Genomic DNA, 20,340 nt, shown 5'->3' with positions numbered 1-20,340 from the left:
GACGGCCTGGAGGCGGTGCTGGCGTTCACTTCGTGTCCTCCGCTGGTGCTGGGGTCGGGTCGGGCGCGGGGCGTGCGCCGGTCCGGTCGCGTGCGCCCGTCCGGTCGCGTGCGCCCATCCGGTCGCGTGCGCCCGTCCGGTCGCGTGCGCCCGTCCGGTCGAACAGGACCCACAGGCTGGGCAGCAGCACGATGGCGGACATCGCGTAGGCGAGGTCCTCGACCGGGATCGCACCGATCTTCGCACCGCTGATGAGCGAGGGGTCGTAGGCGACGATCCGCAGCGTGACGATGACGTTGTCGAACACCATCGTCATCACCAGCAGCGCGACGCCGGCGATCACGGACGTGAGCACCGCGACCCGGCGCCCGACCGCGGGCCGTCGACCCGCCGCACGGGCCCGGCGGGCGGCGACGATGCCGGCGACCACGGCCACGACCGCCGTGACGCCGAAGAACGGCAGGGCCAGGAGCGCGTACGCCCCGGTGCCGTTCACGCGCGCCGCCGATCGGTCGCCCGCTGCACCAGGGGCCGGACGAAGCCGACCAGGTCCATCGTCGAGTAGCAGAGCAGCAGCAGGAAGAAGAGCTCCTCGAGCGGGACCTCGGGCGCCAGGAGCACCCCGGTGAGCAGGTTCTGCGGCCCGATGAAGAAGATGCCGGCAGCGACACCGGCGACGTCCCACACCATGAAGAACGCGACACCGACGACCATCACGGCCGCCGCCCGCCACGGTGCCCGCCAGAAGAACAGCCGGAAGCGGGCGTCCAGCACGGTCATGCCGACCAGGGACACCACCAGGCCGGCGAGGTAGACCCCGGGCATCAGGCGGTCTCGGTCCGGTCCCGCGGAGCCCCGAGGGGTGTCGGCAGCGGCTCGGTGCTCCGGTCGCCGTGGATGCGCTTGAGCAGGACCTCGGCGCTGATCAGGCACATCGGCAGACCGATGCCCGGGATCGTCGAGGCGCCGACGTAGTACAGCCCCTCGACCTTCTTCGACACGTTCTTCTCGCGGAAGAACGCGCTCTGCTTCAGCGTGTGCGCCGGGCCGAGCATCGAGCCGTTCCAGGCGTTCAGGTCGTCCGCGAAGTCGCGCGGTCCGATCGTGCGTCGGACCCGGATGCGGTCGCGCAGGTCGGGCACCCCGGCCCGCTCGGCCAGCACGTCGATGGCACGGTCCGCGATCTGCTCGACCTGGTAGTCACCGGCACCGTCGATGCCGCCCTTGCCGATCGACAGGTCGGCGGGCAGGGGCACCAGGATGAACAGGTTGCTGGTGCCGGGCGGCGAGACGCTCGGATCGGTCTCGGAGGGGGCGCAGACGTAGATCGAGGCGGGGTCCGGCACGTGCCGGTCGTCCCCGAAGATCGCGCCGAAGTTCGCCTTCCAGTCCGCGGTGAACATCAGGGTGTGGTGCAGCAGGCCCGGCGTCGGACCGTCGATGCCGAGGTACACGAGCACCGCGCTCGGGCCCGGGTCGCGCTTCTTCCAGTGGTCGGCGCCGTGGGTGCGGTGCTCGCGGTCGAGCAGCTGCATCTCGGTGTGCTGCATGTCGGCAGCGCTGACCACGAGGTCGGCGGGGGCCGTGTGCTGCACGCCGTCGCGGTCGCGGTGGACGACCCCGGTGGCGACGCCGTCCTCGACGACGATCCGCTCGACCTTCGCACCGGCGATGATCTTCGCGCCCTCGGCCCGGGCGACCCGCTCGACGGCGGAGATCACCTCGGTGATGCCGCCCTTCGGGTAGAGCACGCCGTCGGCCAGGTCGAGGTGGCTCATCAGGTGGTACATGCTCGGCGCCGCGTACGGGCTCGTGCCGAGGAACACCGCCGGGTAGCCGAGGATCTGCCACAGGCGACGGTCGCGCACCGCGGTCTCGGCGAACGTGGAGAGCGGCTCGAGCAACAGGCGCGCCAGCTTGGGCAGGCGACGCAGGACGTCGGGTGCCGCGAGCTTCGTGAGGTCCTGGAAGCTCGTGTAGAGGAACCGACGCACCGCCATCGTGTAGGTGTCCTCGGCCGACGCGAGGTACTTCCGCATCCGCTCGCCGGCACCGGGCTCGATGGACTCGAACAGCGCGATGTTGGCCTCGGCGTCGGCCCGCAGGTCGATCGGCTCGTCGTGGCCCTCGCTGTAGACGCGGTAGCCGGGGTCGAGCTTCACCAGGTCGAGTTCGGCCTCGGCCGACGTCCCGAGCAGCTGGAAGAAGTGGTCGAAGACCTCGGGCATGAGGTACCACGACGGCCCGGTGTCGAACCGGAACCCGTCCTGCTCCCACGAACCGGCACGGCCGCCGAGCTGCGTGCGCTGCTCGAGCACCGTCACCGAGAAGCCGTCGCGTGCGAGCAGCGCCGCGGCCGCCAGGCCGCTGATGCCGCCGCCGATGACGACGGCGCGGCGCGCGGGCACCTTGCGCCGGGTGGTGGTGGCGACCGTCGTCGGTCGGGAGGCGCGGGGCGGGGTCATGAGGAGCCTCCCGGCCGGTGGGTGGTGACGCGTGACCGGAGCGGTGCGCGTCCGGCGAGGACCTGCGCGGCGAGGCGCACCTTCACCGGGTTGGGGACGCGCACGCGCGTCGTGACGAGGCGGCTCGCCGGCGTGCGCGCGAGTCGGTCGTTGAGTTCCTGGAACAGCGCGTGTGCGAGTCCGACCGCGTTGCGGGCGTCGGCCGGCAGCAGCCGGATCGTCCGTGCGGCGTGGTCGAGGTCGGCCTGCACGTCGGCGACCAGGCGGTCCTTCGTGGCCTCGTCGAAGGATCGGATGTCGACACCCGGGAAGTACGAGCGACCGAGCACCTCGAAGTCGGCGTGCAGGTCACGCAGGAAGTTCACCTTCTGGAACGCGGCGCCGAGCGCACGCGCCCCGGCGACGAGTTCGGCCTGGTCGAACGTCGGACGACCGGCCCGGTACACGAACGCGCGCAGGCACATCAGACCGACGACCTCGGCGGAGCCGTACACGTACGCGTCGAACGAGGCGTCGTCGTGCTCGGTGCGGTCGAGGTCCATGCGCATCGAGGCGAAGAACGGGGCGGTGAGCTCGGCGCCGAAGCCGGTGGCGCGGGCGGTGCGGGCGAAGGCGTGGACGACCGGGTTCACCGAGAAACCGAGCGCGATGGCCCGTTCGGTGTCGGCCTCGAGCTCGTCGAGCACCGTGCGGGCGAGCTCGCGGTCGAGCCCGGCCTCGGTCGCGGGGCCGTCGACGACCTCGTCGGCGACGCGGACCAGCGCGTAGACGTTCCGGATGTGCTCGCGTGTGTCGCGGGCGAGCATGCGGCTCGCCAGTCCGAACGACGTGGAGTACCGGTCGATGACGACACCCGACGCGGCCTCGGCCGTGGCGTCGTAGAGCTGGAGGCGAGCCGGACGGGATCCGGTCGCCGTGGTGGTGCTGTGGGTCACCGGGCGCGCTCCACGAGTTCGGTCACGAGGGCCTCCAGGCGGTCGGCGAGGTCGTACGGCAGCCGGGCGAGCTCGGCCCGGGCGAGTGCGGTGTGGTCGGCGACGCGTTCTTCCGCGGCGCCGCGCGCACCGCAGGAGACCAGGGTCGCACGGACCTCGTCCGCACGGGCCTCGGTCAGGTCCGGGTCGCCCAGGTACGGCTCGAGGTCCGGCCAGCAGTCCGTGGTCGCCGCGTAGGCGATGAGCATCGTGCGTTTGCCCTCGCGCAGGTCGCCCAGAACGGTCTTGCCGGTCATGGTCTCGTCGCCGAAGACCCCCAGCAGGTCGTCGACGATCTGGTACGCGATGCCGATCTCGCGACCGAAGGCACCGAGGGCGGTGACGATCTCCTCGTCGGCACCGGCCAGCACGGCCCCGGACTGCAGCGGAGCCTCGAACGAGTACACGCTCGTCTTCGCCCGCTCCATCGCCAGGACCTCGTCCACCGTCGGCATCACGCCGAGTGCCAGGTCGACGTCGGTCATCTCGCCGGCAGCGCTGGCGAAGACGGCCTCGTCGAACAGTTCGAGCAGTCGCTCGCGCCGAGTGCCGTCGACGCCAGCGGCCTCAATGAAACGGGGCGCACCGGCGAGGGCCAGGTCACCGGCGATGACGGCGGCGCTCATCCCCCGGTGCTCGGCGGTCGGCAGCGGCAGGCCGCCCGTCGTGCCGGTGTCGCGGAAGGACCCGGCGACGTTCGGCTGCCCGCGGCGCGACCAGTCACGGTCGATGACGTCGTCGTGCACCACGAGTGCGGTGTGCAGGAGCTCGTACGCCGCCGCGACGTTGGCGGCAGCGTGCGCGTCGGTGCCGCCCATGCCGGCGTACGCGGTCATGACCATGCGGGGTCGGAAGCGCTTGCCGCCCATGCTCGCCTTGCGGAGCACGCGCCACAGTTCTTCCGACGGTCGGCCGTAGCGCTCGGCGCGCGTCGACGACACGGCGAAGAAGCGCTCGAGGCAGTCGTCGACGAGCGCGAGGTCGATGTGCGGCACGGTGGTCGCTTCCTCGCTCATTGGCCTAACCTATCGAGACAGATGAACGCTTTCCCTGAATCCGTGGTGCTCCTGGCCGACGACCGTACCCCGATCGGCACGGCGGACAAGTTCACGGTGCACACAGCCCACACGCCCCTGCACCTGGCGTTCTCGTGCCACGTCCGGAACACCGACGGCGACGTCCTGGTGACCCGGCGAGCACTGTCGAAGAAGACCTGGCCGGGGGTGTGGACGAACACCTTCTGCGGCCACCCCGGTCCGGACGAGTCCTTCGAGGACGCCATCGCCCGTCGGGCCTCCCGCGAGCTCGGCATCACCGTGCGCGACGTCGAGGTCGTGCTGCCGGAGTTCCGGTACCGCGCGGTCGACGCCTCCGGCATCGTGGAGAACGAGGTCTGCCCCGTCTTCCGCGCCGTGACCGACGACACCCCTGCGCCCGCGGACGACGAGGTGGCCGAGTGGGCGTGGGTGTCCGAGGACTCTCTCAGGCAGGCCGTCGCCGGCGCGCCGTTCGCCTGGAGCCCGTGGCTCGGGTGGCAGCTCGCCGAGCTCGAGACCGCTGGGCTGCACGTCACGCGCTGACGCTCCCCCGCCTGCCGCGACGGGTTGTCCGACCCGAGCCGCAGGCGTACGCTCGACCGTCGGCAGCGCTCTGGGCGCCGCCACGACGAGACGAGAAGGGCAGGTGAGGCGCGATGTCGGGTGACCATCCTCGATCGGGCCGGCCGCCCGTGTCGGTCGTCGCGCCCGCTCGCTGAACCTGCCCCGCCCCGGATCACCTCCGGGGCGCCATCGCGCCCGCCTGCTCCCCACCGAAGGAGCACGCACATGGCACTGATCGACAACGCGATCTACGTCCGGGGACGCCGCGTGGAGTCTCCGTCGACCCTGTCGCGCCCGGCTCGTGGTGACCTGACGTGAATCGGGCTGCTCCGGCCCGACCCGCACGAGCTCGAGGCCGTCGCCACCGAGTTCGACCTGCACGAGAACGCCGTCGAGGACGCCCGCAAGGGACACCAGCGCGCCAAGCTCGAGCGCTACGGCGACACCCTGTTCCTGGTGCTCCGGCCGGCCTGGTTCGACCCGGCCTCGGGCACGGTGGAGTTCGGCGAGGTGCACCTGTTCGTCGGCGACCACTTCGTCGTGAGCGTCCGGCACGCCGCCCGACCCGACCTGGCGGTGCTGCGGGCACAGGTCGAGGCGGACCCGGAGTTCCTGGCGAAGGGGTCGGAGGCGGTGACCGCCGCTGTGCTCGACGAGGTCGTGGACGGCTACGGCCCCGTCGTCCAGGTGCTGCAGGAGCAGATCGACGCCATCGAGGACCAGCTGTTCGCCGGGCAGGTCGACCCCGGGGTCTCGAAGCGCATCTACCAGCTGCTCAGCGAGGTCCTGGCGTTCCAGCGGGCCACCACCCCGGTGCCGGCGATGGTCACGGGGCTGCTCCGCGGCGCCGACAAGTACGGCGTGGACGACGACGTGCAGCACCGACTCCGCAATGTGCACGACCACGCACTCCGCGTCACCGAGCGCGTCGACTCGTTCCGCGCCCTGCTCGAGAACGCCCTGACCCTGCACGCCACCCTGGTGTCGCAGGAGCAGAACGAGGCGATGCGCCGGATGACCAGCGCGAGCCTTGCCCAGGGCGAGGAGAGCCGGCAACTCGCCCGGGCAGCACACCGCCAGGGCGAGGAGGTCAAGAAGATCTCGTCGTGGGCGGCGATCCTGTTCGCACCCGGCCTGATCGCCGGCGTCTACGGGATGAACTTCGACCACATGCCCGAGCTGCACTGGCACTACGGGTACCCGGTCGCGATCCTCGGCATGCTCCTGCTGATGGGCGTGCTCTGGGCGATCTTCCGCAAGCGCAACTGGCTCTGAGCGGACGGCGGATCGACGCACAGGTGGCGTCGATCCGCCGGACGTGCATAATGATCTGGCCCGGAATGTGAACGTGCACATCGATGTGCCACGACACCCGGGCGGAAACGAGCAGCAATGGCGTCATCGCGGACACAGCAACCGCGTTCGCCCAGCATCCGTGACGTCGCACGGATCGCGGGCGTCTCGCACCAGACCGTCTCGCGTGTGCTGAACAACTCGGATGCGATCCGGGCCGAGACACGCGACAAGGTCCTGGCGGCCATGGAGCAGCTGCAGTACCGGCCGAACCGGGCCGCACGCGCCCTGGTCACGAGCCGGACCCACACGATCGGCGTCCTGACGGCCCGCCGCGCCCACTACGGTCCCGCCGTGGCACTGCAGGCGATCGAGGACGCCGCGATGCTCCGCGGCTACTCGGTCACGACGGCGAACATCGCCGAGGCGACCGACGCCGCCGTGCGGGAAGGACTCGGGCACCTGCTCGACCTCGACGTCGAGGGCATCGTCGTCATCGCGCCCCAGCAGCGGGTCTTCGACCTGATCGCGGAACTCGGCATCCGCACCCCCTACGTCACCATGCGCGCCAGCGTCGGCGAGGACCCGACGGCCCTGTGGGTGGACCAGATGGAGGGGGCACGACTGGCGACCGCGCACCTGCTCGACCTCGGGCACGAGTACGTCCGGCACATCGCCGGACCACAGGACTGGATCGAGGCCGACGCCCGCATGCAGGGGTTCCTGCGCGAGATGTCCGACCGCGACATGGCCGTCGCGCCGCCGATCCTGGGCGACTGGACCGCCGACTTCGGCTACCACGCCGGCCGTGAGCTGCTGCGGTGGCGGGACTGCACCGCGATCTTCTGCTCGAACGACCAGATGGCGCTCGGGGTGATGCACGCAGCGCGCTCGTACGGACTCGACGTCCCGGGAGACCTGTCCGTGGTCGGCTACGACGACATCCCGGAGGCGAAGCACTTCTGGCCGCCGCTCACCACGGTGCAGGTCGACTTCGCCGAGCTCGGGCGCCGCTGCGTGGACCTGCTGCTGCCGAGTGAGGGCGAACTGCTCCGCCCGATCGACATCGTCCCGCAGCTGGTCGTGCGCGCCTCCACGAGCGCTCCCCGCACGCGCTGACGCACCTCGGCCGCGACACGACCCGAGTACCTGCCACGAACTTTCGCCCAGGTACGCCCGAAACGACCCGGTACGCCCGAACCCACCAGGTACGCCCGAACCCACCCGGTACCCCCGGCAGTACCTGCCAGGAACGGGCATACCTGCCGCAAAGTTCCGACCAGGTACGCCCGAAGACACCAGGTACGCCCGGAACAACCCGGTACGCCCGGGACCTCTCGGTATGCCCGGAACCACCAGGCCGCCGCGGAGTACCTGCCATGTACGGGCATACCTGCCGCAAAGTTTCGACCAGGTACGCCCGGAACGACCAGGTACGCCCGAATTCACCGGGTACGCCCGGAACCGCACGGCGGCGGCGCACCGGCGAGCGCGGCTCCGGACGCGACCACGAAGCGGACGGGAGGCCCGTGGCGGGCCCGCCACGGGCCTCCCGACCGCGCATGCGGTTCCGCGCAACGAAACCCCCGTTCCCGGGGCCCCTGGCCCCAACCCGGGGGACGTTCTCGCCGTATCACGCACGCCGTTACGAAAACGCGACCAATCCGAATTGACAGCCGCACCGAGGCTGTGCGTAAATTGCCTCCGTCCAGCCGATGTGACCGTTCACATGAGCGTCACACCGAGCCGGATCCGGACGCGACAACGAAGTCCACACAGGCCCCCTGTGCTTTCGCTGCCGCAGCAGAACCACCCGAACACACTGCCGCACCGAAGCGGCAGAAGGAGATGCACTGTGGCGTCAACCCCGATCGACACCGGCCTCGAGACCCGGTCGATCACCGCACCCGAGACGATCCTCGAGATGCGCTCGATCACCAAGGAGTTCCCTGGTGTGAAGGCGCTGGCCGACGTCTCCCTCAGCGTCCGCGCCGGCGAGATCCACGCGATCTGCGGCGAGAACGGCGCCGGCAAGTCGACCCTGATGAAGGTCCTGTCCGGCGTCTACCCGTACGGCACCTACAGCGGCGAGATCGTCTACGAGGGCGAAGAAGTCCGCTTCTCGAACATCAAGCAGTCCGAGCAGGCCGGCATCGTCATCATCCACCAGGAGCTGGCGCTCATCCCGGAGCTCTCGATCACCGAGAACCTGTTCCTCGGCAACGAGCCGAGCCGCTTCGGGCGCATCGACTGGACCGCCGCGCAGCTGCGTGCGCAGGACCTGCTCGCCCGCGTCGGCCTGGCCGACGACCCGGACACGCAGATCAAGAACCTCGGTGTCGGCAAGCAGCAGCTCGTCGAGATCGCGAAGGCCCTGCACAAGGACGTCAAGCTCCTGATCCTCGACGAGCCGACCGCCGCGCTCAACGAGAACGACTCGCAGCACCTGCTCGACCTGATCGTCGGTCTGAAGGCCAAGGGCATCGCGAGCATCATCATCAGCCACAAGCTCAACGAGATCGAGCAGATCGCCGACGAGATCACGATCATCCGCGACGGCAAGGCCATCGAGACGCTCAACGTCAAGGCGGACGGCGTCAACGAGGACCGCATCATCCGCGGCATGGTCGGCCGCTCGCTCGAGTCGCGCTTCCCCGACCGCACCCCGAAGATCGGCGAGACCTTCTTCGAGGTCCGCAACTGGACCGTGCAGCACCCGATCGACGCGTCGCGCCTGGTCTGCAAGGCGTCGAACTTCCACGTCCGCAAGGGCGAGATCGTCGGCTTCGCCGGTCTGATGGGCGCCGGGCGCACCGAGCTGGCGATGAGCCTGTTCGGTCGCTCCTACGGCACCTGGATCGACGGCCAGATCATCAAGGACGGCCGCGAGATCAAGGTCACGAACGTCCAGCAGGCGATCGAGAACGGCATGGGCTACGTCTCCGAGGACCGCAAGGCACTCGGCCTGAACCTCCTCGACACCGTGAAGCGCTCGACGGTCGCCGCCGACCTGCAGAAGATCTCGAAGGCCGGCGTCGTCGACTCGCTCGAGGAGTACTCGGTCGCCGAGAAGTACCGCAAGATGCTCCGGACGAAGGTGCCGAGCGTCGAGGACAACGTCGGCAAGCTGTCCGGAGGCAACCAGCAGAAGGTCGTCCTGTCCAAGTGGATGTTCACCGACCCGGACATCCTGATCCTCGACGAGCCCACCCGCGGCATCGACGTGGGCGCCAAGTTCGAGATCTACGGGATCATCCAGCAGCTCGCCGCCGAGGGGAAGGGCATCATCCTCATCTCGTCCGAGCTCCCCGAACTCCTCGGTCTCTCCGACCGGATCTACACCATCTTCGAGGGCCAGATCACCGCTGACCTCCCGGCCGACCAGGCCGATCCCGAATCGCTCATGCGCAGCATGACCTCCGCGCGGAAGGGCGCCACCGCCTCATGAACAACCTGAAACTGCTCTTCGGCAAGGGCAACAGCATCGGCCAGTACGGCATGATCATCGCGCTCATCGTGCTGCTGATCTTCTTCTCGGTCACGACGAACGGGCTCATCCTCGAGCCGACCAACGTCATCAACCTGTTCCTGCAGTACTCCTACATCCTGATCCTGGCGCTCGGCATGGTCATGGTCATCATCGCGGGGCACATCGACCTGTCGGTGGGTTCGGTCGCAGCGGTCGTCGGTATCGTCGTGGCGCAGTCCATGGCCGTGTGGGACTTCCCGGTGTGGGCCGCCATCATCCTGGGTCTCGCGTGCGGTGCCCTGATCGGTGCGTGGCAGGGCTTCTGGGTCGCGTTCGTGAAGGTCCCGGCCTTCATCGTGACGCTGGCCGGTCAGCTCATCTTCCGTGGTGTGAACCAGATCATCGGCAACTCGACGTCGGTCCCCGTCCCGGACGCCTTCACCCCGATCGGCGCAGGCTTCCTCGGTGACTTCGGCCCCGACTTCGGCTTCAGCAACGGCACGCTGCTCATCGGCCTCGTCACGATCCTCGCGCTCATCATCATCGAGGCCCGTGGCCGTGCCCGCCGTCGGAAGATGCAGGCCGAGGTCCCGCCGCTGTGGGTCTCGATCGTCCGCACCGGCATCCTGGTCGCCGTCACGCTCGTCGCCACGTACCTGTTCGGCGCCGGCCCGGTCGGCACCTCGGTCCCGATCGTCGCGATCATCCTCGGCATCCTGACCATCGTCTACGGCTTCGTCACGAAGAACACGATCTTCGGTCGCCAGGTCTACGCCGTCGGTGGCAACGCCAACGCAGCCGTCCTGTCCGGCGTCTCGGCGCGGCGGGTCAACTTCTTCGTCATGATGAACATGTCGGTCCTCGCCGCGATCGCCGGCATGGTGTTCGTCGCCTACTCCGGCGCCTCGGGGCCCGCGGACGGCACCGGCTGGGAGCTCGACGCGATCGCCGCCGTGTTCGTCGGTGGCGCGGCGGTCGCCGGTGGTGTCGGCACGATCTCCGGCTCGATCATCGGTGGTCTCGTGATGGCGCTGCTGTCGAACGGTCTGCAGCTCATGGGCCTCGAGTCCAACCAGGTGCAGATCATCCGCGGCCTGGTCCTGCTCGTCGCCGTCGCCTTCGACGTCTACTCGAAGTCGCAGGGACGCCCGTCGCTGATCGGCGGCATGATGCGGCAGTTCCAGCGGAAGGACACCGAGCAGAACACGGTGGCCGCCCAGCAGCCGCGGTCCATCGAGGACCAGCCGGACAAGATCACCCTCCCCTAGTCCACCCCTCCCCACAGCGGGGCTCCGGCCCCACACCTCCTCAACGAAGAGAAAGCAATCACATGCGCAAGAAGATCGTCGCCGGCCTCAGCCTGGCGCTCATCGCGGGCCTCGCCCTCAGCGGCTGCTCGGCACGCGGCTCGTCCGACGACGCCGGCAGCACCAGCAGCATCAAGAAGGGCGACCTCATCGGCGTCGCCCTGCCGGCCAAGACCTCGCAGAACTGGGTCCTCGCGGGTGCCGCGTTCAAGAAGTCGATCGAGGACGCCGGCTTCAAGGCCGACATCCAGTACGCCAACGCCGGCAACCCGGTCCCCGACCAGCAGTCGCAGATCTCCGGCATGATCACCAAGGGCGCCAAGGCCGTCATCATCGGTGCCGCCGACGGTTCGCAGCTGACCGCGCAGGTCAAGTCCGCCAAGGACCGCGGCGCCGTCGTCATCGCCTGGGACCGCAACATCCTGAACACGAAGAACGTCGACTACTACGTGGCGTTCAACAACTTCAAGGTCGGCCAGCTCCAGGCCGAGGCGCTGCTCAAGGGCCTCGAGGAGAAGAAGGGCGACAAGCCGTACAACGTCGAGCTCTTCGCCGGTTCGCCGGACGACGCCAACGCGACCGTGTTCTTCAACGGTGCGATGGACGTCCTGCAGCCGAAGATCGACGACGGCACGATCAAGGTCGTCTCCGGTCAGACCACGTTCCAGAAGGTCGTCACGCAGGGCTGGCTCGCGCAGAAGGCCCAGTCGCGCATGACCGACCTGCTCTCGCAGTACTACACGGGTGACACCGAGCTCGACGGCGTCCTGTCGCCGAACGACACCCTCGCCCGTGCGATCCTCACCGCGACCAAGGCCGCCGGCAAGGACAACCCCGTCGTGACGGGTCAGGACTCGGAGACCGCGTCCATCCCGCTCATCATGCAGGGCACGCAGTACTCGACGATCTTCAAGGACACGTCGAAGGAGGCCCAGGCGGCCGTCGACCTCGTCTCCACGCTGTCGAAGGGCGACAAGCCCGACACGAAGATGGACAAGACGAACAACTACAACGGCAAGAAGACGGTCCCCGCGATCGAGCTCACGCCGGTCCTGGTCACCAAGGACAACGCTGTCGAGGCCTACAAGGGCAACGACACCCTCGAGGAGCTCGCCAAGAAGGGCTGATCTCCCCAGCACCACGGACGGCCCCGTCTCGCCTCGGCGAGACGGGGCCGTCCTGCGTCGTCCGGGGGCCGGCCACACGGCGGACGGGAGGCTCGGTGCACGTCGTGATCCGTGCCTCCAGTCCGCCGGGTGGTCCGCCCAGGGCACGTGGCCGCGGCCGGTCCGAGCCCGCGCCGGTCAGGGGTGGGCAGCGCGCAACCGGCGCGCGGCGTCGGCGAGGTGTGGGACGTCGGTGCGGGCGGTGCCGAACACCAGCGCCCGCGTCGTGTCGAAGTACCGCCGGGTCAGTCGCTCCCCCAGATCGGCCACGCGCGACCACGGGATGCCGGGCTCGCTCGCGGTGACCCCGGCCGGGAGCACCCGGACGGCCTCACCGATCTCGACCAGGCGCATCCGGACCGCGTCGTGCACCAGGTCCTCGGGTACCCGCTCGTCGTCGACGTAGCGCCGGATCGCCTCGCACGCCCGGAGGACGTCGTCGAGCCGGTCGCCGACGGCACGGCGGACGCCCGGCTCGGCACTCACAGCGGCACCGCGGTCCGGACGACCCCGGGGCGCATGCCCGCGGCGTCGACCACGTCGACCCGGACGCCGAGCAACCGCTCGGCGGCGTCCTGGATCCGCATGAGCGCGAAGATCCCGAGCCCCGCGTCGACGTCGACCATCAGGTCGACGTCGCTGTCCGGGCCGTCGTCACCTCGGGCGACGCTGCCGAAGATCCGGGGGTTCCGCCCGCCGAACCGCTGCACGATGTCGACGAGCTCCTGCCGGGCGGCGACCACCCGTTCGAGGAGCGGCTGGGGTTCCTCGACCGGCTGCAGGTCGATCGTCGTCGTGAAGCCCGCCGCCCGGAGCATCCGCTGCAGGGCGGCGAGCGACGGTTCACGCCGACCGTTCTCGTACGTGCTGATGACGCTCTGCGTGACGCCGGCGCGCCGGGCGAGCTGGACCTGGGTCAGTTCGGCGCGTTCTCGGGCGTCGCGGATGAGCACCGCGGCCGACAGTGGCGGGGCGGACCCTGGGGGAACAGCGGACATGCTGCAACGATACACAGCATCCAACATTTCGTCCGTCGCCGGACCGGCGCGGTTCAGCGGGGGTCGGAGACGTCCGCCCGGTGGAAGTTCTGCGCCGAGCGGGACGCCGTCGGGCCGCGCTGACCCTGGTAGCGGGACTGGTACTCGGCGGAACCGTAGGGCTTCTCGGCCGGGCTCGACAGCTGGAAGAAGCACAGCTGTCCGATCTTCATCCCCGGCCACAGTTTGATCGGCAGCGTCGCCACGTTCGACAGCTCGAGCGTCACGTGCCCCGAGAACCCGGGGTCGATGAAGCCCGCGGTCGAGTGGGTCAGGAGGCCGAGGCGACCGAGCGAGCTCTTGCCCTCGAGTCGCGCTGCGATGTCGTCGGGCAGCGTCACGACCTCGAACGTGGAACCGAGCACGAACTCGCCCGGGTGCAGCACGAACGCCTCGTCCGGGTCGGTCTCGACCAGGCGGGTCAGGTCCGGCTGGTCCACCGCGGGGTCGATGTGCGGGTACTTGTGGTTGTCGAACAGCCGGAAGAACTTGTCGAGCCGGACGTCGATGCTCGACGGCTGCACGAGCGAGGCGTCGTACGGGTCGAGGCCGATCCGGCCTTCGGCGAGCTGGGCGGTGATGTCGCGGTCGGAGAGCAGCACGGACGAAGCCTAGCGGCAGCGGGCGTCGCGCCGGTATGCTGCCAGGCTGCCCACCACCCGGGCGGGCGGCGTTCGGAGCAGTGATGACCACGTACACCGTCGACGAGATCACGGTGCCCGCCACCATGGACGACGACCCGGCGACCGTCGCGACCTTCGCCGAGTGGCTCGCGGTGTCCGACGGGGCCGAAGCCGCCGTGCACGGGCTGCACGAGTTGGCGTGGACACCGGAGGAGTACCTGCCGCTGTGCCGCGAGCCGGGCGCCCCGAGCCGGCTCTTCGTCGCCCGTGACGATCGCGGCACCGTGGTCGGTGCAGGCTCCTACGACACGAAGCAGGAGCCCGGCACCACCAACTGCTGGCTGACCGTCGGCGTCACCCCCGGGCACCAGCGCCGCGGTGTCGGAACGCTGCTCGCCGACCACCTGGAGTCGATGGCCCGCGCCGACGGGCGCACGCAGTGGAAGACGTACGCCGTCTCGCGGCAGGTCGGTCCCGCGTCCGGGCCGGGGTTCGTGCACGCCCCGACGGGGTTCGGCGCCGTCCCGGAGGACGAGGCCGGGGTGCGGTTCCTGACCGCCCGCGGCTGGCACTTCGGGCAGGTGAACCGGATCAGCCGGCTCCCGCTGCCCGCCGACGCATCCGTGGTGCGCGGACTGCACGAGCGGGCGTCTGCTGCCGCCGGTCCGGAGTACCGCGTGCACGCCTGGACCGGTCGCACGCCGGAGCAGTGGCTCGACGGCATCGCCCTGCTCGAGACCCGGATGAGCACCGACGCGCCCGCCGGGGACATGGAGGAGCCCGAGGACGTCTGGACCGCCGAACGCCTCCGGGAGCACGATGACGAGCTCGCCCGGGCACCGCGCACCCTGCTCACCGTGGCCGTCGAGCACCTGCCGACGACCACCCTGGCCGGTTTCACGCAGTTGTCCGTGCCGAACGATCCCGCACGCCCGGCACAGCAGTGGGACACCCTGGTGCTCAGCGAGCACCGCGGCCACCGGCTCGGCTGGCTGCTCAAGGTCGTCGGGATCCAGGAGCTCGAGCGGCGGTTCCCGGGGCGTCCCTCGATCATCACGTTCAACGCGGAGGAGAACCGCCACATGCTCGACGTGAACGAGGCCGTCGGGTTCGTCGGCGTCGGCTGCGAGGGCATCTGGGAACGGCGGGTCTGAGCGCGCATCCGAGGGGCCGCCTTCCAGCCGGCACGCCTACCATTGGACGGTCATGACCGTCACGTCACCCGAAACACAGCCCACCGGGTCAGCGCCGGACGCCGCCCCCGTCACCGGGCGCTCGTCCACCGTCGCGACGGTCCTCGTCATCGCGATCCCGTTGGCCGTCGCGTGCTCGATCCTCGGGCTGACGATCACCGGCGCGTTCAGCGCGGGTCAGCAGCTCGTGTCCGCCGGCGACGTCGTCGAGTACGGCCTGCCGATCGCCCGCGTCGTGCACGACACGATGGCTGCGCTGACCGTCGGGCTCCTCATCGTCGCGGCGTTCGCGCTGCCCGCGCAGAAGAAGGACCACGGCGCTCTGTCCAGCGTGCAGCACCGGGCCACCCGGTGGGCCGCGGCGACCGGCGCCGTCTGGTTCCTGGCAGCCGCGGTGAGCATCGTCCTGACCGGCGCGAACACCCTCGGTGTCCCGCTCACCAGCCCGGTGTTCGCCCGCAACTTCATGCTCTTCGCGTTCCAGGTCGAGATCGGCCAGGCGCTCGTGGTGTCGGCTGCCGCGATCCTGGTCGCCACGGTGGTCGCTGCGTTCGCCACCCGGGTGACGACCCTGGCGTTCGCCACCGTGATCGGCCTGTTCGCCCTGCTCCCCCTGGCCCTGTCCGGTCACGCCGCCGGATCGCTGGAGCACGCGAACGCGGTGAACTCGCTCGCGATCCACCTGGTCGGGGTGTGCGTGTGGGCCGGCGGCCTGGTTGCCGTGGTCCTGCTCCGCACCCGCACCAAGGGCGCGACCGGACGCGTCATCGCCCGGTACTCGACGCTCGCCGGCTGGTCGTTCGGGGCCGTGGCGTTCTCCGGCATCGTCAACGCGTCGCTGCGTCTGACCGGCCCGCTCGACCTGGTCACGACGACGTACGGCTGGCTCATCACCGTCAAGGCGCTCATCCTCGTGCTGCTCGGCGTCGCGGGCATCGTGCAGCGCCGGAAGCTCGTGCCCGGGCTCCTCCGCGCACCGCTCGACCGCCGCGTGTTCACCCGGTTCGCGCTGGCCGAGATCGTGTTCATGGCCGTGGCCATCGGCGTCTCGGTCGCCGTGTCCCGCTCGCAGCCGCCGATCCCGCAGACCCCCGCGACGGGCGAGGACACCCGCTCCGGCCTGATCGGGTTCCCGTTCCCGCCGGCACAGACCACGCAGACCTACCTGACCCAGTGGCACATCGACTGGGTGTGGCTCGGCCTGGCCGTCGTCGGGGCGATCTGGTACCTCCTGGCGGTGCGCAAGCTCCGGAAGCGCGGCGACGCCTGGCCCGTCGGTCGCACCATCGCCTGGCTGATCGGGTGCGCCCTGTTCATCTGGACCACGTCGGCCGGCCCTGCCGTGTACGGCATGATCCACTTCTCGTCGCACATGCTCCAGCACATGCTGCTGATGATGTTCGTCCCGCTGCCGCTCGTGCTCGGCGGCCCGGTGCTGCTCGCGCTCCGCACCCTGCCCGTCCGGAACGACGGCTCACGCGGCGCCCGCGAGTGGCTCATGCTCTTCGTGCACTCCCGCTGGATGCAGTTCCTCGGCAAGCCCGCCGTCGCGGGCATCATCTTCGCCGGGTCCCTCGTGGTGTTCTACTTCACGCCGGCGTACCAGGCCGCGATGCAGTCGCACGAGTGGCACGTCGCGATGATCATCCACTTCGTCCTGAGCGGCTACCTGTTCTTCTGGGTCTTCGTCGGTGTCGACCCCGGCCCGCAGCGCCCGCCGTACCCGATGCTCATCATCACGCTGCTCGCCACCCTGGCGTTCCACGCGTTCTTCGGCGTCGCGGTCATGACGTCGCAGTCGGTGTTCGCGCTCGACTGGTTCCACGCGCTGGGCCAGACGAACGACGCCGCACTGCTCGACGACCAGCACACCGGCGGCGGCATCGCCTGGGGCGCGTCGGAGCTGCCGATGGTGTTCGTGGCCCTGCTCGTCGTCCGGAACTGGATGCGCTCGGACAAGCGCGACGCCAAGCGCCTCGACCGCAAGGCCGACCGCGACGGTGACGCCGACCTCAAGGCCTACAACGAGCGCCTGGCGGCGATGAGCAAGCGGGACTGAACCGCCGGGCCGACCAGCGCAGGCAGCGCGGCAGGCCGACCGCGATCAGTCCCCGTGGACGATGCAGACCGCGTCGAGGTCCATCGCGGCCTCGAGCGCGGCCGAGATCCCCGATTCCCCGTCGGGGCCCGCGGGCGTGACGGTGTCGACCCACCACAACGGCGTCGCGAGGGTCGGGGCGTCGGGCAGGATCCGCTCGACCTCGTCGAAGGAGTCCACCCGGCGCACACCCAGCACGGTGATCACCGGGTGGGTGGCGTCACGGCACACCTGCATCATCGGGCCGTCGTCGAGCGCCCGGACGCCCCAGGTCTCGTCGTGCAGCAGGAGCGCCTCCGCCACCTCGCGCGTCTCCACCGGCTGCCGGCAGAGGATGGTGACGTCACGCGGCACCCTGACCGCCCACCATCCGGTCGTCGCGGACGTGGCCGTCGAGCGTGCCCTCGTCGTGCGCTGGGTCGAGCGGTGCACCGCCGACCAACTGCAGGAAGCGGTCCTCGTCGATGCGGTCGAGGAACGACTCGAGCGCTTCCCAGCCGTCCTCGAAACGGACGATCATCCCGCCGTCGGCGTCGACGTCAGCATCCGCTCGGGTCGACGAGCCGGAACCGGCTGCGAACGTCGCGGTCGTGGTGCGCGGCGGCGGCCAGACTCCGTCACGATCCAGGAAGCCGGCGGCCTCTGGGCCCACGACGACGGCGAGCGGCGACGGTTCGCCGTGCGAGACGGCCCGCACCAGGTGGTCGGCGTCGCCGCGGCGCTGCATGACCACGCCGAACACGGGGACGACCTGGTCGGCGACCCGCTGCACGGCGTCGAACATCCGGTTCGCCAGCCCTGGGTCGGTGTTCTCCTCGGGCACGGTGAGCACGGCGGACATCGTCTCGACGACGACCCCACCGACCAGGTGCGCTGTCATCGTCGCGGAGAACCCCTCGCCGACGGCGTACGAGGTCGAGATGCCGGGGGCCTCGTGCTTCGCGTACTGCGTCACGACCCAGCGGTCCCACGGCACGGTGAGCGGTTCGGCGGTGCCCCACCGGGTCGGGCAGGTGCCGACGGTGTGGCACAGCGCCTCGATCGCGGAGCCCATGTCGACCGCACGGCCCGGGTGGTGGCGGAGGGTCAGGTCGATGCTGATCTGTCGCACCGAGTCGGCCGAGACCGGGTGCTCGGGCGACGGGGTGCCCACGAGTTCGGGGCCGCGGTGCACGAAGTCCTCGATGTCCGATGCGGCCACGCCGGTCCGGCCGTCACGCAGTGTGCCGTCGAAGTCGGACACCGCCCACGCGGCACCGTACGCGCCGAGCGCGTGCCGGAGTGCCGGGGTGATCGCCGCGGCCCGGCCGGTGCGGAGCACGACCGTCCGTCCGGCGTCCGCCGACCGGCGGAGCAGCGAGGCGAGCGCATCGGTCAGCCACACGACGGGCGAGGCGGACTCGACCACGATCGCCGAGCCGACCACGTCGTCGATGAGGGGATGCCTGACCATCCGGGTCCTCCTCGGTTCGGGGCTGGAACTCCCTGGACGGTACACACGGGGGCGACACCTGTCCGTCAGGCACGCAGCCTCACAGCGGAGACTCGGGAGGCGCGACACGCGCCCGCGAGACGGCGTACGGTGCGCGGTCGGCTGGCTTCCAGGCGAGAATCCGCTAGGCTTGCGGAGTCCCGTTCTGCGGGGCGCGCGAGTGTAGTTCAATGGTAGAACTCCAGCTTCCCAAGCTGGTAGCGCGGGTTCGATTCCCGTCACTCGCTCCGTCGGACGTACGCTCGCCGCATGTCGTTTCTCAACCCAGATGAGACTTCTGTCGAAGTAGTTGAGACTCCGGCCCCTGAAACGCGCACAACGTCGAGCTTGCCGACGCCGCGCACGCTTGCGCCACCCATTCCCTGGCACGGCCTTGAGGAGCGCGCAGACCTCGTTGCGCGGAATCCGCCGTCGTCCAGCACGGAGGGTCGGAGAGCACCGAGCGCACCTCGGCGGCGTCCTCGCCGCACAGGTCGAGGTGCACCCGGTTCTTGACGGTCTTCGGCTTCGGCACGAGCACGACGAAGTACAGCCCGAGCGCCCTTCGACCAGAACGCATACCTACCCTCAAGTGTCCGAGCTCAGCTACGAGGACTTCGCGAGTGTCGACTGCGCGCCGGACGACGATCCGTCTCAGTAGGCGATTGGCTATACCGTTCTACGGGTTGGCCGACTTCGTGGACGAAGAACAGCAACGGACTTCCACCGCTCGCCGGTCGACCTCGGTGCCCGAGCAGGCCTCAACGGGTACGGACGCCGCCTACAAGCGATCGCCTGCGTGAATCTCGAGGAGCTCCCATGACCGATGCCCAGCAAGGCACCCGTGCGTCACGCGTCGCTGCGACCCGCGAGGCGATCCTCACGTCCGCCGAGCAGCTCTTCGGTGAGTACGGCATCGCACATGTGTCCAGCCGGCAGGTCGGGGAGGCGGCCGGGCAAGGGAACACCGCTGCCGTCGGCTACCACTTCGGCGGCAAGGCGGAACTGATCCGCGCGATCCTCGCGCGCCACCAACACGCCATCAACGCGCTGCGACTCGCCGAACTCGAACGGGTCGGTGAGTCAGCGGACATCCGTGCGTGGATCGCGTGTTTCGTGCGCCCGACGACGACCCACCTCGAGTCCCTCGGCTCGCCGACCTGGTACGGCCGCTTCAGCGCACAGGTCGCCACCGATCCCGCGTGGGCTGAGATCGCCATGGACGAAGCGCGGGACACCCCTGGACTCATGCACATCACACGAGGGATCCAGAAGTGCGTGCCGGACCTCTCCGCACGTGTGTGTGCCGAACGGATGACGATGGGGCGCATCCTCCTCACGCAGGTCATCGCGGAACACGAACGTGCGCTCGAGCGAGGTGGCACCTGCATCTGGGAGAACTGGGCCGCTGTTGCGGACAGCCTCGTCGACGTCGTCTCCTCCCTGTGGCTCGCGCCGGTCGGCGCGGGCCACCACGGCTCGGACGCGGAGAGCACTGCACGCTGACTCGATGGTCCACCGTTCGGGGGACCCCGATCGCAGCGGGCATCAGAGGTTCCCCTGAGTTCAATCAAGCGTTTGATTCATCGCGGCTGAGCGGGTTGAATCGATGGTGGGCAACAGCTGTTGCCGCACCACGTGTC

General features: G+C 69.9%; 18 protein-coding genes, 1 tRNA gene and 1 pseudogene. 10 read left to right on the top strand and 10 right to left on the bottom strand.

Going from position 1 to position 20,340, the window contains the following annotated elements; translation table 11 throughout:
* Window positions 1–25: 25 nt before the first annotated feature.
* From DEJ27_RS01320 to DEJ27_RS01300, 5 genes are read right to left on the bottom strand one after another with little or no spacing between them, the layout of a single operon-like run.
* Entirely contained in the window at window positions 26–496 is a 471-nt protein-coding gene (locus DEJ27_RS01320; RefSeq protein WP_181419946.1) for a lycopene cyclase domain-containing protein, read from the bottom strand.
* Window positions 493–825, bottom strand: a complete 333-nt coding sequence (locus tag DEJ27_RS01315) for a lycopene cyclase domain-containing protein (protein ID WP_027464925.1) — start codon at window positions 823–825, stop codon at window positions 493–495. Before DEJ27_RS01315 ends, DEJ27_RS01320 begins: the two co-directional genes overlap by 4 nt.
* Window positions 825–2,465: a phytoene desaturase family protein gene (gene crtI, locus DEJ27_RS01310; protein ID WP_110858705.1), complete on the bottom strand. Its 1,641-nt coding sequence runs from the start codon at window positions 2,463–2,465 to the stop codon at window positions 825–827. Before crtI ends, DEJ27_RS01315 begins: the two co-directional genes overlap by 1 nt.
* Window positions 2,462–3,400, bottom strand: coding sequence for a squalene/phytoene synthase family protein (locus tag DEJ27_RS01305; protein ID WP_110858704.1), 939 nt, complete (start codon window positions 3,398–3,400; stop codon window positions 2,462–2,464). The genes crtI and DEJ27_RS01305 overlap by 4 nt, the downstream gene beginning before the upstream one ends.
* Window positions 3,397–4,455 carry a polyprenyl synthetase family protein gene (locus DEJ27_RS01300; RefSeq protein WP_181419945.1) on the bottom strand — a complete coding sequence of 353 codons (1,059 nt, stop codon included), beginning with the start codon at window positions 4,453–4,455 and terminating at the stop codon, window positions 3,397–3,399. Before DEJ27_RS01300 ends, DEJ27_RS01305 begins: the two co-directional genes overlap by 4 nt.
* A gap of 21 nt (window positions 4,456–4,476) precedes the next feature.
* Between DEJ27_RS01300 and idi the strand changes: the two genes are divergently transcribed.
* The 6 genes and pseudogenes from idi to DEJ27_RS01270 all read left to right on the top strand — a co-directional run bounded on the left by idi (window position 4,477) and on the right by DEJ27_RS01270 (window position 12,236).
* Window positions 4,477–5,019, top strand: coding sequence for an isopentenyl-diphosphate Delta-isomerase (gene idi / locus DEJ27_RS01295; RefSeq protein ID WP_071246200.1), 543 nt, complete (start codon window positions 4,477–4,479; stop codon window positions 5,017–5,019).
* Between the two features lie 246 nt (window positions 5,020–5,265).
* Window positions 5,266–6,315 (top strand): annotated as a pseudogene (locus DEJ27_RS01290) (magnesium and cobalt transport protein CorA).
* A gap of 117 nt (window positions 6,316–6,432) precedes the next feature.
* Window positions 6,433–7,452 carry a LacI family DNA-binding transcriptional regulator gene (locus tag DEJ27_RS01285; RefSeq protein WP_017886425.1) on the top strand — a complete coding sequence of 340 codons (1,020 nt, stop codon included), beginning with the start codon at window positions 6,433–6,435 and terminating at the stop codon, window positions 7,450–7,452.
* 805 nt (window positions 7,453–8,257) lie between these two features.
* Window positions 8,258–9,781 (top strand): multiple monosaccharide ABC transporter ATP-binding protein, encoded by a 1,524-nt coding sequence (gene mmsA / locus DEJ27_RS01280; protein WP_181419966.1) that lies wholly within the window; start codon window positions 8,258–8,260, stop codon window positions 9,779–9,781.
* Window positions 9,778–11,070, top strand: coding sequence for a multiple monosaccharide ABC transporter permease (gene mmsB / locus DEJ27_RS01275; RefSeq protein WP_110858703.1), 1,293 nt, complete (start codon window positions 9,778–9,780; stop codon window positions 11,068–11,070). Before mmsA ends, mmsB begins: the two co-directional genes overlap by 4 nt.
* A 62-nt stretch (window positions 11,071–11,132) precedes the next feature.
* Complete coding sequence (locus DEJ27_RS01270; protein WP_027464932.1) at window positions 11,133–12,236, top strand: sugar-binding protein; 1,104 nt, start codon at window positions 11,133–11,135, stop codon at window positions 12,234–12,236.
* Between the two features lie 177 nt (window positions 12,237–12,413).
* On the opposite strand, the gene DEJ27_RS01265 is transcribed toward DEJ27_RS01270, so the two are convergent.
* Genes DEJ27_RS01265 through dcd form a run of 3 tightly spaced genes read right to left on the bottom strand, consistent with a single transcriptional unit; the run spans window position 12,414 to window position 13,914 of the window.
* On the bottom strand, window positions 12,414–12,761 hold the full coding sequence (locus DEJ27_RS01265) for a DUF86 domain-containing protein (RefSeq protein ID WP_111090155.1): 348 nt from the start codon (window positions 12,759–12,761) through the stop codon (window positions 12,414–12,416).
* Complete coding sequence (locus tag DEJ27_RS01260) at window positions 12,758–13,273, bottom strand: helix-turn-helix domain-containing protein (RefSeq protein ID WP_181430053.1); 516 nt, start codon at window positions 13,271–13,273, stop codon at window positions 12,758–12,760. The genes DEJ27_RS01265 and DEJ27_RS01260 overlap by 4 nt, the downstream gene beginning before the upstream one ends.
* A gap of 53 nt (window positions 13,274–13,326) precedes the next feature.
* Window positions 13,327–13,914 carry a dCTP deaminase gene (dcd, locus tag DEJ27_RS01255; RefSeq protein WP_027464935.1) on the bottom strand — a complete coding sequence of 196 codons (588 nt, stop codon included), beginning with the start codon at window positions 13,912–13,914 and terminating at the stop codon, window positions 13,327–13,329.
* Between the two features lie 83 nt (window positions 13,915–13,997).
* On the opposite strand from dcd, the gene DEJ27_RS01250 reads away from it, so the two are divergent.
* Together DEJ27_RS01250 and DEJ27_RS01245 are read left to right on the top strand one after the other, a co-directional pair.
* Window positions 13,998–15,089, top strand: a complete 1,092-nt coding sequence (locus DEJ27_RS01250; RefSeq protein WP_181430052.1) for a GNAT family N-acetyltransferase — start codon at window positions 13,998–14,000, stop codon at window positions 15,087–15,089.
* A gap of 52 nt (window positions 15,090–15,141) precedes the next feature.
* Window positions 15,142–17,187: a cytochrome c oxidase assembly protein gene (locus tag DEJ27_RS01245; RefSeq protein WP_110858699.1), complete on the top strand. Its 2,046-nt coding sequence runs from the start codon at window positions 15,142–15,144 to the stop codon at window positions 17,185–17,187.
* 45 nt (window positions 17,188–17,232) lie between these two features.
* On the opposite strand, the gene DEJ27_RS01240 is transcribed toward DEJ27_RS01245, so the two are convergent.
* The gene (locus tag DEJ27_RS01240) at window positions 17,233–17,544 is read right to left on the bottom strand and encodes a hypothetical protein (RefSeq protein ID WP_146243392.1); all 312 of its coding nucleotides are present in this window, start codon (window positions 17,542–17,544) and stop codon (window positions 17,233–17,235) included.
* Between the two features lie 25 nt (window positions 17,545–17,569).
* Window positions 17,570–18,679 (bottom strand): DUF6177 family protein, encoded by a 1,110-nt coding sequence (locus DEJ27_RS01235; RefSeq protein WP_111090152.1) that lies wholly within the window; start codon window positions 18,677–18,679, stop codon window positions 17,570–17,572.
* A 195-nt stretch (window positions 18,680–18,874) separates the two neighbouring features.
* Here DEJ27_RS01235 and DEJ27_RS01230 point away from each other — a divergent pair.
* Window positions 18,875–18,945, top strand: a tRNA-Gly gene (locus DEJ27_RS01230).
* A 571-nt stretch (window positions 18,946–19,516) separates the two neighbouring features.
* Window positions 19,517–20,203: a TetR/AcrR family transcriptional regulator gene (locus DEJ27_RS01225; protein ID WP_110858697.1), complete on the top strand. Its 687-nt coding sequence runs from the start codon at window positions 19,517–19,519 to the stop codon at window positions 20,201–20,203.
* The last annotated feature ends 137 nt before the right edge of the window (window positions 20,204–20,340 follow it).

The sequence above is a fragment of the Curtobacterium sp. MCPF17_018 genome, from assembly GCF_003234135.1.
In the GTDB taxonomy this organism is placed as follows: Bacteria; Actinomycetota; Actinomycetes; order Actinomycetales; family Microbacteriaceae; genus Curtobacterium; species Curtobacterium flaccumfaciens.
Note: the sequence above shows the minus strand (reverse complement) of the source record. Positions and strands in the feature narration are given on the sequence as shown.

Excerpts from the sequence above, each read along its gene's own strand:
- DEJ27_RS01225 (WP_110858697.1), top strand. The coding sequence starts at position 19,517 with ATGACCGATGCCCAGCAAGGCACCCGTGCGTCACGCGTCGCTGCGACC.
- DEJ27_RS01285 (WP_017886425.1), top strand. The coding sequence starts at position 6,433 with ATGGCGTCATCGCGGACACAGCAACCGCGTTCGCCCAGCATCCGTGAC.
- DEJ27_RS01270 (WP_027464932.1), top strand. The coding sequence starts at position 11,133 with ATGCGCAAGAAGATCGTCGCCGGCCTCAGCCTGGCGCTCATCGCGGGC.
- mmsA (WP_181419966.1), top strand. The coding sequence starts at position 8,258 with ATGCGCTCGATCACCAAGGAGTTCCCTGGTGTGAAGGCGCTGGCCGAC.
- DEJ27_RS01245 (WP_110858699.1), top strand. The coding sequence starts at position 15,142 with ATGACCGTCACGTCACCCGAAACACAGCCCACCGGGTCAGCGCCGGAC.
- idi (WP_071246200.1), top strand. The coding sequence starts at position 4,477 with ATGAACGCTTTCCCTGAATCCGTGGTGCTCCTGGCCGACGACCGTACC.
- DEJ27_RS01315 (WP_027464925.1), bottom strand. The coding sequence starts at position 825 with ATGCCCGGGGTCTACCTCGCCGGCCTGGTGGTGTCCCTGGTCGGCATG.
- DEJ27_RS01250 (WP_181430052.1), top strand. The coding sequence starts at position 13,998 with ATGACCACGTACACCGTCGACGAGATCACGGTGCCCGCCACCATGGAC.
- DEJ27_RS01300 (WP_181419945.1), bottom strand. The coding sequence starts at position 4,455 with ATGAGCGAGGAAGCGACCACCGTGCCGCACATCGACCTCGCGCTCGTC.
- DEJ27_RS01260 (WP_181430053.1), bottom strand. The coding sequence starts at position 13,273 with ATGTCCGCTGTTCCCCCAGGGTCCGCCCCGCCACTGTCGGCCGCGGTG.
- mmsB (WP_110858703.1), top strand. The coding sequence starts at position 9,778 with ATGAACAACCTGAAACTGCTCTTCGGCAAGGGCAACAGCATCGGCCAG.
- DEJ27_RS01235 (WP_111090152.1), bottom strand. The coding sequence starts at position 18,679 with ATGGTCAGGCATCCCCTCATCGACGACGTGGTCGGCTCGGCGATCGTG.
- crtI (WP_110858705.1), bottom strand. The coding sequence starts at position 2,465 with ATGACCCCGCCCCGCGCCTCCCGACCGACGACGGTCGCCACCACCACC.